The organism is Povalibacter sp. (genome assembly GCF_036735925.1).
Classification (GTDB): domain Bacteria; phylum Pseudomonadota; class Gammaproteobacteria; order Steroidobacterales; family Steroidobacteraceae; genus Steroidobacter.
Genome location: NZ_DAINNK010000006.1, coordinates 64,719 through 76,477, shown reverse-complemented (window position 1 = coordinate 76,477; position 11,759 = coordinate 64,719). Strand labels below are relative to the sequence as shown.

General features: G+C 64.9%; 9 protein-coding genes. 2 read left to right on the top strand and 7 right to left on the bottom strand.

Annotated features, from left to right (window positions below; genetic code table 11):
• Position 1 precedes the first annotated feature (1 nt).
• Complete coding sequence (locus tag V7D81_RS03725; RefSeq protein WP_324314583.1) at positions 2–373, bottom strand: DUF1428 domain-containing protein; 372 nt, start codon at positions 371–373, stop codon at positions 2–4.
• 245 nt (positions 374–618) lie between these two features.
• Between V7D81_RS03725 and V7D81_RS03720 the strand changes: the two genes are divergently transcribed.
• A complete protein-coding gene (locus tag V7D81_RS03720) occupies positions 619–2,106 on the top strand; it encodes a DUF2868 domain-containing protein (protein ID WP_324314581.1) in 1,488 nt (495 codons plus the stop codon).
• Positions 2,103–3,515 (top strand): DUF3482 domain-containing protein, encoded by a 1,413-nt coding sequence (locus V7D81_RS03715; RefSeq protein ID WP_324314579.1) that lies wholly within the window; start codon positions 2,103–2,105, stop codon positions 3,513–3,515. Before V7D81_RS03720 ends, V7D81_RS03715 begins: the two co-directional genes overlap by 4 nt.
• 60 nt (positions 3,516–3,575) lie before the next feature.
• Here V7D81_RS03715 and V7D81_RS03710 read toward each other — a convergent pair whose 3' ends face one another.
• The 6 genes from V7D81_RS03710 to V7D81_RS03685 all read right to left on the bottom strand — a co-directional run.
• Positions 3,576–4,751 (bottom strand): FAS1-like dehydratase domain-containing protein, encoded by a 1,176-nt coding sequence (locus tag V7D81_RS03710; protein ID WP_324314578.1) that lies wholly within the window; start codon positions 4,749–4,751, stop codon positions 3,576–3,578.
• A 224-nt stretch (positions 4,752–4,975) separates the two neighbouring features.
• Positions 4,976–6,703, bottom strand: coding sequence for an FAD-dependent oxidoreductase (locus V7D81_RS03705; RefSeq protein ID WP_324314575.1), 1,728 nt, complete (start codon positions 6,701–6,703; stop codon positions 4,976–4,978).
• Between the two features lie 187 nt (positions 6,704–6,890).
• Positions 6,891–9,281: a TonB-dependent receptor gene (locus tag V7D81_RS03700; RefSeq protein WP_324314573.1), complete on the bottom strand. Its 2,391-nt coding sequence runs from the start codon at positions 9,279–9,281 to the stop codon at positions 6,891–6,893.
• Positions 9,282–9,509: 228 nt separating this feature from the next.
• The gene (locus V7D81_RS03695) at positions 9,510–10,508 is read right to left on the bottom strand and encodes a helix-turn-helix transcriptional regulator (protein ID WP_324314571.1); all 999 of its coding nucleotides are present in this window, start codon (positions 10,506–10,508) and stop codon (positions 9,510–9,512) included.
• A 205-nt stretch (positions 10,509–10,713) separates the two neighbouring features.
• On the bottom strand, positions 10,714–11,553 hold the full coding sequence (locus tag V7D81_RS03690; RefSeq protein WP_349257603.1) for an SDR family NAD(P)-dependent oxidoreductase: 840 nt from the start codon (positions 11,551–11,553) through the stop codon (positions 10,714–10,716).
• A gap of 14 nt (positions 11,554–11,567) precedes the next feature.
• Positions 11,568–11,759 (bottom strand): hypothetical protein (locus tag V7D81_RS03685; protein WP_324314568.1); only part of this gene is annotated, 192 nt, incomplete at its 5' end.

The following is an 11,759-nucleotide window of genomic DNA, read 5'->3' as shown; positions in this document are numbered from 1 at the left end:
GTCAACTGCCCAGCGTCACCACCGGCGCGAAGCCGCCGTAGATCATCCGCTTGCCGTCGAACGGCATGGGATTCTTCTCGGGGTTCATGCGCGGATCGGACTTCATCACTTCTTCCATTCGCGACATGGCCTTGTCGCGCGTGGCCTTGTCGGGCCATTCGACCCACGAGAACACGACGGCTTCGTCCTCGTTTGCCTGAACGGCACGCCGGAAATCCGTGACTTTCCCGTCGGGCACATCGTCGCCCCAGCATTCGAGGATGCGCGTCGCACCCATTTCCATGAAGACACTGTCGCCGGTGTTGGCGTGGTCGATGAACTTCTGCTTGTTCGCCTTGGGAACGGCGATGACGAAACCGTCGATGTAGGGCATGACGCCTCCTCGTTTGACTACCGTGGTTGCCGACAGGATGGGGGCTTCTGTAGGTCAGGCTTTAGCCTGACTCTGATAAAGAGGCCGGCTAAAGCCGGCCCCACAGTGAAGAGCCCCCCACCCCAGCCCTCCCCCTGCAAGCAGAGGAGGGAGCGGGAATGAGATCTGTCACCTCAAGGACGAACGAGCCGCTGCCGAACCGACACTTCGCCCGGACGCAAAGGCCGGATTGCTATGATCCCGGCATGTCCGCATCCGACCCGCAGCCATCCCTGTTCGCCCAGGCATTGGCGATTCCGGCCTGGCTCGAAGCCGACGGCGCGACGCCGTACGACGAACGGCTGCATCGGGAACGGCGCATTGCTGCCGATATCGACGCACGCGATCCGCTGACCCGCGTCCTCCGCTGGTGGGAACGCGCGGCAGCGACGCGACCCGTTCCCGCTGCCGATACGACGCTGATTGCACGACTGTTGCGCGCCCGACGCCTGATCTCGCTGCTCATGGTGCTCCTGGGCGGCGCGGCGGGTGCCGCCGCTGCGCTGGCGGTTTTCCATTACGACGGCACGTGGCCGGTCAACGTCGTCACCGTGCTCGCCTCGCTCGTGCTGTTGCAGATCGCATTGATCGTGCTGACGCTGGTATTGATGCTGCCGCAGATACCGGGCGTGCGTGCCGTGCAGGATCTGCTCGGCGGCCTGAATCCCGGTGCGCTGGCCGCCGCAGCGTATCGACGCCTGCGACGGGTCGACGATTCCCGCGCCGATGTGCTGGTCTGGCACGAAGCGCGCGGTCCGGCGGCGAGCCGCTTCGCGCGCTGGCAGATGCTCGTGTGGTCACAAACGGCCGCTGTCGCATTCAATGCCGCCGTCGTGCTCACCGCCATTGCGCTGATCGCATTCACCGACCTCGCATTCGGCTGGAGCACGACCCTGCGGCTCAATGCGGATCGCGTGCATCGGATCACGCAGACGCTGTCGTTGCCGTGGCGCGAGTTCTGGCCTGCCGCAGTGCCCGGCGTGGATCTCATCGAAGCCTCGCGTTTCTATCGACTCGCGTCGGCGCCGCCGAGCCGCACGGTGGCGAGCGAACTGACGGGCTGGTGGCCCTTCCTGCTCGCCTGCATCCTGACCTACGGGCTACTGCCGCGCGTACTGATGCTGACGTTCGCATCGCAACGCCTGCGGACCGCAACCAGACATCTGCTGCTGGACGATCCGCGCACGCGTGCCCTGCTCGATCGCATGGACACCGCGGAAATCCAGCTCGGCGCGACGGACACGGAGAACGCGCCCGGCACCCGCAACGAACTCGCCGCCGCACCGCCGGCCAGCGACGCCGATGCGCTCGCCATCGTCTGGTCGCATGCGCTGCCGGACGAAAGCGTGCCGCGATGGAGCCTGCAGCATTTGCAGCGACGCGTATCGAGTACCTATGCCGCGGGCGCAGCGACACTCGATGCGGACCGCGCGCTGCTTCGCCAGATCGCCTCGCTGCAGCCGCGCGCGACACTCATCTTCGTGCGCGCCTGGGAAGCGCCGCTGCTCGATCTGCAGGACTTTCTCGCCGATCTGCGCACTGCCGTCGGCCGCGAGTGCTCGATCATCGTCGTGCCGGTGTCGGCGGATCAGTCGCCACCCACGCGCGCGCAGCAATCGACGTGGTCGCGCTGGACGGCACGGCTCGCCGATCCGGCGCTCTACATGGAAATCGGGCTCGAGAGCGGCGCGTGAACGATTCGCATCCGACCTTCGCCGTCGTCGGCCATCCCAACAAGGGCAAGAGCAGCATCGTCGCGACGCTGGCGGAAGACGACTCCGTGATCATTTCGCCGGACCCGGGCACGACGCGCCGTGCGCGCAGTTTTCGCATGCGCATCGACGACCAGGTGCTGTACGAACTCATCGACACGCCCGGATTCCAGCGGCCGCGCAGCACGCTCGCGTGGCTGCGCGACCACGAACGCGACGCCAGTGCGCGGCCCGCTGTCGTGCGCGAATTCGTGACCGCACACGAGCGCGATGACCGGTTCCACGATGAATGCGAACTGCTGCGGCCGATCCTCGAGGGCGCCGGCATCCTGTACGTCGTCGATGGCGCGCATCCCTACGGCGTGGAATATGAAGCGGAGATGGAGATCCTGCGCTGGACCGGCCAGCCGCGCATGGCATTGATCAACCTGATCGGACCGGGCGATCACATCGAGGAATGGCGGCGCGCGCTGAACCAGTATTTCTCCATCGTGCGCGTGTTCGATGCACAGCGTGCCGACTTCGCGCGACGCCTGGAACTGCTGCGGGCCTTCCGCGAACTCGGCGAGGGACACGCGCAATGGAGCACGATGCTCGAACGCGCCGTGACGACACTGGATCGCGATCGCGCGACGCGCGCCCGGCGCGCCGCTGCGGAGATCGCCGATCTGCTCGGCGACGTGCTGTCAGCCCAGGAACGCGCGCCCGCACCGGAAGGCAGCGACGAGGCCGACATCTCGCGCCGGCTAGGCGAGCAGCTCAAGACACGCATCCGCCAGCGCGAACAGCAGCAACGCCGCGCGGTGCAGGCCATCTACCATCACGCCGCGCTCGCCGCGCAAGAGCAGCAGGTCGACCTGCTGCAGGAAGATCTGTTCTCCGAACGCAGCTTCGCCGTCTTCGGCATGTCCACGGCGCAACTCGCGGTGACGGGTGCAGCGACCGGCGCGCTGACGGGCGGCGCCATCGATCTTGCGGTCGGCGGCGCATCGCTGCTGATCGGCGCGGGCGTCGGCGCCGTCCTCGGCGGACTGGGCGCCGTATTCGGTGCGGGGCGTCTTGCGAAAGTGCAGGTGCTCGGCACACCGCTCGGCGGGCATCGCGTGATCGTCGGCCCGATCACCTCACCCAATCTGCCGTGGGTACTGCTGGGCCGTGCACTGCTGCATCAGCGCCTCGTCGCCGAACGCAACCACGCCGTGCGCGATGCGCTGGTGCTCGATGCCACTGCGGGAACGCATCTGGCCGATGCGATCGACACCGGCAGACGCAAGCGCATGGCTGCGTGCTTTGCGCGCATCCGCGAGGATGGCGGTCTGAGCGCCGGGGATCGCGAGGCGTTGATCGGCGAGATCGTCGGACCTCTTCCTGTAGGTCAGGCTTCAGCCTGACATCTTCAGAGGCCGGCTGAAGCCGGCCCCACAGGAAGAGGAAGAGGAAGAGGAAGAGGACTAACGAACCGGCAGCTGAATCTCCGCCTTCGCCGTCGACATCGTCGCCCCGGTCTGGCTGGTCATCCTGAAATCGACCTGCACGACGTGGCGACCCTCGTCGTCCTTCTGTTTATCGACGACGCTCGCATTGAAGATCGTGATGTCGCCGGTGAAGGCCGGGCCGCGATACGCGCAGTTGGAATGCACGACCCTGCCCCACTCGCCGGCCCAGCCGGCGAGATAGTCGATGATCCACGCGCCCATCGATGCACCGTAGCCGTAGCCGCGCGGCATGCCGATGTAGCGCGCCCAGCGCGGAAACAGGTGGCCGCGCGAAGGGCCGATGTAGGCGCCGTCGGTCTGTTCGGGATTGATGCGTTCCAGCTCGCCGTCGGACTCCTTGCCGGCCATGTCGGCGGTGAAGCCCAGCTCTTCGAGATCGATGTCGGTGCGACGGCGCATGCCGCCCCAGATGGTGAACGGATACGCACGCCATTCGGTGGCGAAGCTGGCGATGCTGTGCGGGCCGATGACGCGTACCGGCAGCCTGTCGCCGACCTTCACGTCATCCCACCAACGTTTGCCGTGACCCAGGTCGTGCAGCATCTTGATGTACTCGAACTTCCGGTCTTCGAGTTCGGCGAGCTGCACGTCGGTCCATTCGGGATCATCGGTCGCGCTCGCCGGCGGCGTGCCGCCCATTTCGCGCGCGAGATCGGCGCGGTAGCGGATGCTGGTCGAGCGTTGCGTGGCGATCTTGTCGCCGAGGTGGTTGTAGTAGTGATTGTCGCCGCGCTGGAAGCACGTCGGGCCGGCGAACCTGGTGTCCTTGACGGCGTAGTCGAACGGAATGCGTTCGTTGTGGATCGTGTCGCCGCCAGCGATCTGCGGGCCATAGAACCACCACTCGTCGCCGCCGAACAGCAGATGCGACTGCGGGATGCGGCCGACGCAGGCCGGCGCGGCGCCATGCCCATCGTCGCAGGCCACCGAGAACGACTGCGGTGCGATGAGCTTGCCGAAGCGGCTGTCCGCTGCATACGCGTTGTCGTAGTGCAAGCGGTTGGGATAGTGCATCGCCTGCGCCCAACGCTTGATGTCGAGATTGCCGATCGGGTCCTTCATGCGGGCGCCCTCGATGGGCTTGCCCAGGTAGCGATCGATGTCCGAACAGTCGAGGATCTTGTCAGTCATTGCCGGCAGGCGCTCCGCGCACACGGGATCGGCCGGAATGGTAGAGAACGGTCCGGGGCTTGTCCCGACCGCAGACGACGCAGAGATGGCGGGGAAAACCCTGAAGGTCCCCTCTTCTGTAGGTCAGGCTTCAGCCTGACTCCAAAGAAGTCAGGCTGAAGCCTGACCTACAGGCGGAGGCCGGCTGAAGCCGGCCCCACAGGAAGAGATGAAGACCAGGCCGATCAACCCGTGGCTTGCAGCCGCGACGCCTGCTCCTCTGCCTTCGCCCGCGCCGCAATGTCATTGGCCGCGACGAAGCCGAACGTGAGTGCCGGCCCGATCGTGCCGCCCGCGCCCGGATAGCAGTTGCCGAACGGGCTGCCGGCATTGTTGCCTGCGGCATAGAGATTCGGAATCGGCCGGCCGCTGCCGTCCAGCACGCGTGCCTGCGCATCCGCCTTGAGTCCGCCCTTCGTCCCGAGATCGCCGAGATTGATCGCCACCGCGTAATACGGCGCCCTGTCGATCGGCCCGAGGCAGGGATTCGGCTTCACGTTGAAATCGCCGAACATCTGGTCGTAGCTGTTGCCGCCACGACCGAACTCCGGATCGACGCCGTTCTTTGCGTAGCCATTCATGCTGGCGACCGTGCGCTCGAGCGCCTCTGCCGGCACCTGGATTTTTTTCGCCAGCGCGTCGAGCGTGTCCGCGCGGAAGATGTAGTGATCCCACCAGTCCGGCGGAATCTTGCGATCGGCCATGAGGATCGTCGGCATGATGCCGCCCGCCGTGAATTTCTCGCGGAACGTGGCATCGAATACCAGCCAGCACGGCGTGTTCGCACCGGTCTTCAACTGATCGGCCACCATCGCCTTGCCGAATTCGTCGTAGCCCGTTGCCTCGTCCACGAAGCGCACACCGTTTCGGTTGACGCAGACACTGTGCGGGCGACCGACATCGAACGCCGCCTGATGGATCTCTTCGAAGTTCGATGCCGACGCCATCGGCAGGTGCATGGTCGGAATCCACCAGCCCGATTCGGTGTGCTCGGTCGCGGCGCCGATCTTCATGCCCGCGATCAGGGCTTCGCCGCGGTTCGCATCTTCGGGCGAGCTGCTGTGGCGCGTGAGGCCCGGCACCGGGAAGAAGCGATCGCGCAGTTCCTGATTCCACTCGAAACCGCCGGCCGCCAGCACGACGCCGTGCTTCGCGCCGATCTCGTACACACGACCGAAGTGATTGACCTTCACGCCGGTCACCTGGCCATGGGCGACGACGAGTTCATCCAGCTTCGTGTCGAGCCTGATCTCGATCCTGCGCGCCAGCACGTGCTTGTAGAGCCAGCCCATCAGCGCAGCGCCCATCGTGAAGCGCCGGTCGCGTGCCGTGATGCGGCGCGTGCTGCGATCCGTCCAGTAGCGCCACCCCATCTTGAGGAACGTGCGCACCCAGCCCTTGGAGCGCGTGGAGATCGAGAAGAACTCCATCACATCCATCGAGTAACGACCGAGCACCTTGAAGCGGTTGTACTGCTCGCGCATCAGCGGGAAGTGCTCGCCGAGTTCGCGGCCGTCGAAGGTATCGCAGATCAGCGAACGGTCCGTGCGGGCGCTCGGCGCCGTCGCGTAGTAGTCGGGCCAGGCAGCGACGGCCAGCGGAATGCCGAGCGACTTGATGAATTTCGCCATCTCCGGCGCATTGTCGAGATAGGCATCGAGCCGTTCGCGGTTCACGCCGCTGCCGAGGATGCTGTCGAGATACGCGAGCGTCTTGTCGCGATTGTCATCGTTGGGCGTGAGCTGGTGGTTCGGCACCCACAGCACGCCGCCCGAGGTAGCGGAGGTGCCGCCGAACTTGTGCGCCTTCTCCACGATGAGCACGGAGAGACCGCGGTCGGCCGCGCGCAGTGCCGCCATCGCGCCGGCGGCGCCCGATCCGATCACGACGACGTCGTAGGTTTCTGTGCTCATGTATTGGCTACTCTGATGTAGATCCGGCTCTGGCCTGAAGCGGGCTTCTGCTTCTTCCTGTAGGTCAGGCTTCAGCCTGACTCTTCTCTTCCTGTGGGGCCGGCTTTCCCGTGGGATTCCCTTCGGTCACAGCCGGCCTTCAAAAGAGTCAGGCTGAAGCCTGACCTACAGCAGAAAAGCCGAAGCCTCAGAACCGGTACGACAGCTCGAGTCCGTACATCCGCGGCTCACCCACCGCCGCCGCGTTGTGCCCCAGCGCCGCCGCGAGCGTCATGCCGCCGACGAAGTACTCCTCGTCGGTCAGGTTCTTGCCGAACAGCGCCGCCGAGAAGCCGCTGCCCAGGATTTCATCCCAGCTCAGGCGCGCATGGACGAGTTCGTAGCTGGGCAGTTCGGTGCCCGGCGCAATGGTCGCCGCCGCGTTCGAGAAATACTGTTCGGACTGCGCGTACATCTCGGTGCGAAACTTGATCGCACCGACGCTGCCCGGTGTCGGGAAATCGATCTGCGCGTACACGACGCCGGAACGCTCCGGCGTATCGCCGACCGGGCCGTACGAATAGTCCGTGCCGAACAGCGACACCTGGCCGTCGGTGAATTCGGCGTCGGTGTACGCCGCCGAGATGCCGAACTCCAGCCACGAGGTCGCAGCGATCGATGCTTCGAGTTCGACGCCCTGCACCTGCATCTCCGGCACGTTCGCCGTGACGGCGATCGAGGCGAGGCCGCCGGGACCATCGGGATCGGGGAACTCGACGCGCTGCACGTCTTCGACCCACTGCTTGTAGGCCGCGAGATTCAAGCTCGCAGGACGGCCGCCGACATCGCCGCGGAATTTGAGACCGGCTTCGACGTCCTTGGTGGTTTCGGAATAGAACAGGTTGCCGCCATCCGTCGCCGTGGCCTTGACCGGCGGCGCCGAGCCGTTGAAACCGCCGCTGCGGAAACTTCCGCGCGTCTTCAGGTACGTGAACACGCTGTCGGTGGCCTGCCATTCGAGGCCGAGTTCCCAGCTGGGGTCCTTGAACGTTTCCGATTCATTCGGCGCGCCGTAGGTGTACGTGGCCGCGGGCAGTTGCTCGATCTCCACGTCTTCCCAGGTGTAACGCACGCCTGCGGTGAGACGCACCGCGTCGGTCACTCCATAGCTGCCCTGCGTGTAGACGGCGTTCGTCTCGTTGCGGATGCGGAAATTGTTGGTGACGCTCGACGGCGGAATGACCGGGCTGACATCGAAGTACGTCTGCGGCCAGAGCGTGTCCGTCTTCATTTTCTGGAAGTAGTAACCCGCGATGTATTCGAGCCGGCCGTCCAGCGCCTCGCCCTGCAGCTGGATTTCATCCGAGATCGAATCCACGTCGTTCTCGTTGCCGGATTCGCCGGTGACGAGATTCGCCGTGAGGATCGTGATGAACGGTGCGCCGAGCTGCGGCTGCTCCGAGTCCGTCTCGGACTTCGAGGCGCCGAGGATGTTCTTGAGCGTCAGGTGGTCGTTGATCTCGAAGGTGGTGGTGTTGGACAGGCTGATGTCCTTGCCCTCGTGGCGCGCGCCGGCCGGGTGACGCGTCTTGTACGGTCCAATGCGGCGCTGCTCGTTCACGTAGTCGACCAGGCCCGGCGCATAGGCATCGGGATGCGCGGCGAGGTAGGCATTCCACGCGCCAGCGCCGCCGACGAAGTCCAGTCCCGGTCCGAACAGGAAGCCGGCGCTGGTGTTCAGCGGGCTGCCGTTGTGGGTCTCGCCCGGCGCGTACACGCTGTAAGTATAGGAAGCACCTGTATTGGTGCCGCCGACGTCTGTGTACTGGAAGACCGTCGTGTTCTCGAATGCATCGGTCGGCTTGATCGACAGCGACACACGACCGCTCTTGCGATCGAGCGTGCCGAGTTGGTCTCCGGTCACGAGATTGTCGATGTAGCCTTCGCGCTTGATGGCATCGAAGGCGAAACGCACGGACACGGCATCGTTGACGACGAGGTTCGCCATACCCTCGAGTTCGCGCAGATCGTAGTTGCCGAGGCGCGTGCGCAGGAATCCCTCGTTCTTGTCGGTCGGCTTGGCCGTCGTGTAGAGCACGGCACCGCCCGTGGTGTTGCGACCGAACAGCGTGCCCTGCGGGCCTTTCAGCACCTGCACCGATTCGAGATCGTAGAACGAGGACGCGCTGCCGATGGTCAGCGGCACTTCATTCAGATACGCGATCACCGCCGACGGCGAACCGCTGAACGTGTCGGCCGACTGGCCGCGGATCGAATAGGTGAGCGAGTTGTTGCCCTGCGTCTGACGGATCGTGAGACCGGGCGCGGCGAGCTGCAGGTCGGAGTCGGTGCGGATCGAACGATCCTCGAGTTGCGCGGCGCCGATGGCGGTGATCGCGATCGGCACTTTCGAGAGGCTTTCATCGCGACGTCGCGCGGTGACGATCACTTCTTCGGGTCCGCTGCTCTCGCCTTCCGCGCCTGCCTGCTGCGCCACGGCACTGGAGGCCGGGGTCAGCGAAAGCGCCATCAGCATCGATGAAGACAGCCCTGCCGACAGGGCCAGACGACGAGCCGGACCCGCTGGGAATCTACGCACTGAGCACCCCCTCGATTGGCCGCGTACGCCCATCGATACGGCGTCGCGGATTGATGTGGGGGTTACGTTAACGGCGGCGCGATGACCCGCCGCGAAGGGCGCATTGCTTCGGGAGGCAATGCCCGACGATCCTCTCTTGCTGCAGGTCAGGCTTCAGCCTGACTCCGAGAGGCCGGCTGTGACCGAAGGGAATCCCACGGGAAAGCCGGCCCCACAGCAAGAGGAAAGTCAGCTCGCCAGCAGCCGCTGCGCTTCCAGCTCGGCGCCGCCGTGGTTCGCCCTGAACTCCTTCGGCGAACAGCCATAGGTCGACTTGAACGTGCGACTGAAATGCGCCGCGCTCTTGAAGCCGGCCATGCAGGCGATCTTGTGGATGGGATAGCGACGGAACGCATCCGACACCAGCCATTCCTTCGCCTTGGGCAGGCGCTGGCTCCAGAGCAGATCCGAGAACGAGGTGTTCCTGGCGCTCAGCACGTAGCACAGGTAGCGCGGCGAAATGCCGCAGTACGCCGCGACGCGATCGCAGGTGAGATCCGTCGCCGTCAGGTACTTCTGGATGCAGGCCTGGATGTCGGCGAAGCGCTTGTCGAGCACGCTGTCGGGACGCGCGAGGCTGGCGATCTGATCGCTGACGCTTTCGGTGACGGACTGCAGGAATGCTTCGGCCAGCGGCTCGGCCGTCTGGCGCCCCAGATGCGAGCCTTCGAAACACAGCATGTCGAGCAGGCCCGTCACCACCTGTCGGTGCGACGGGTCCATGTCGAAGGCCATGTTGCAGTCCTTCGCCCACGGCAGGCACGACAGCACCAGGTGTTCGGGCACCACGGCCAGTGCGCATTCGAAGCTGCCGCGATCGCCGACCACGGCGTTCGAGTAGAACGGTTCGTCGGCGTTGATGATGGCGAGCTGGCCGGGCGTGGCCGTGTAGGAACCGGCGGAATTCACCACCCGCAGTTCGCCCTGGATGACGAAGTACAGCAGGTGCACGGCAGCGCGCCGCGAGCGGATGTGGTGCCATGCACGCCGGAAGGAAATCCCGGTGGCATTCAGCGACCGCATGGTCATGATCGGCTGGTTGAGTCCCTTGCGGATGAAGGAACGGACTTCACCCGCGGGCTGTTCGATCTCGACGTCGCCGTCGGTGAACTCATGGCGCACCATGTTGGCGAGCGCGCGGCGAGACTCGGCGATATCGCGCCCCGAATACGCGTAGACGGTCTGCATTTCCCCCTCCGCCTCGATAGCCGCATTCGCGGCCTGTGTGCGGATTCTTGTACGTTCGGCAGGCTGGCCTTGTCAACGGATTCGAGAATGGTCATTCACAATCCGCGCGGAGATTCAGGGAAAACCTCGTCCGGTCATCGGTATCTTCCGGATGACTTGTCTACGCCCGCAATGAAATGTTGACTGCCGCTGCAGTCGCGCCGGCTCAGGATGAAAGCGCCCGCGCGCGGGCTTCCATGATCTCTTCGAGATGATTGACCGCGTCGCCCGCCGTCAGGCCACCGTCGACCGGTATGAGAATCCCCGTCACCTGCGCCGAGCGGTCGCTGCCGAGATAGAGCGCCGCCTGCGCCACGTCGTCGGGCCGCCCCTGCCGCCGCAGCGGCCGGCCCGCATCCATCGCCTCGGATACCGCCTTCTGCACGCGCTCCGCCGTCTCCGGCGCCATGCCCGGCGCTGCATATGACGACATCGCCGTGCGGATGTGGCCCGGTGCGATGCAGTTGACGCGGATGCCGTATTCGGCGAGATCGATCGCCGCGCATTTCGTGAAATGAATGACGGCCGCCTTCGAGGCACGGTAGGTCATCACGCCGAAACCGGCCTTGATGCCCGCGATGGACGCGGTATTGATGATCGAGCCGCCGCCGTGCTTCGCCATGTGCCGCGCCGCCGCCTGCGTGCCAACCATGACGCCGAAAGCATTGATGCCCATCACCTTCTGGAAATCCTGCAGCCCGTCGTCGAGGAAGCGGCTCTGCATCGCCCCGGAGATGCCGGCGTTGTTGAACATGATGTGCAGCCCGCCGAAACGCGACACGGCGAAATCGACCAGCGCCCGCACGTCGTCGGCACTCGCGACATCGGTCCTGCGGAACGCGACTGCCTCACCGAGTTGCGCCGCGAGTTCTTCACCGCGCGCTTCATCCACGTCGGCAATCACGACCTTCGCCCCTTCGCGCGCGAACAACTCCACCGTGGCACGGCCGATACCACTGGCGCCGCCGGTGACGATCGCCACCTTGCCGGAGAGTTCCTGGGTCATGTCTTGGTTTTGCGTCATTGGATCGGAGGATCAGAGTAACCGCAAAGAACGCATAGAACGCATAGACCGGAAGAAGAAATAGCCGAAAAAGGCGCAAAAAGCGCAAAACAAGAGTTTCTTACTTTGCGCTTTTTGCGCCTTCTGCGGCCATTTTCTTCTCTGAATTTCTTCTCTGAATTTTTGCGTTCCATGCGTTCTTTGCGGTT

Excerpts from the sequence above, each read along its gene's own strand:
- V7D81_RS03725 (WP_324314583.1), bottom strand. The coding sequence starts at position 373 with ATGCCCTACATCGACGGTTTCGTCATCGCCGTTCCCAAGGCGAACAAG.
- V7D81_RS03720 (WP_324314581.1), top strand. The coding sequence starts at position 619 with ATGTCCGCATCCGACCCGCAGCCATCCCTGTTCGCCCAGGCATTGGCG.
- V7D81_RS03710 (WP_324314578.1), bottom strand. The coding sequence starts at position 4,751 with ATGACTGACAAGATCCTCGACTGTTCGGACATCGATCGCTACCTGGGC.
- V7D81_RS03705 (WP_324314575.1), bottom strand. The coding sequence starts at position 6,703 with ATGAGCACAGAAACCTACGACGTCGTCGTGATCGGATCGGGCGCCGCC.
- V7D81_RS03695 (WP_324314571.1), bottom strand. The coding sequence starts at position 10,508 with ATGCAGACCGTCTACGCGTATTCGGGGCGCGATATCGCCGAGTCTCGC.
- V7D81_RS03690 (WP_349257603.1), bottom strand. The coding sequence starts at position 11,553 with ATGACCCAGGAACTCTCCGGCAAGGTGGCGATCGTCACCGGCGGCGCC.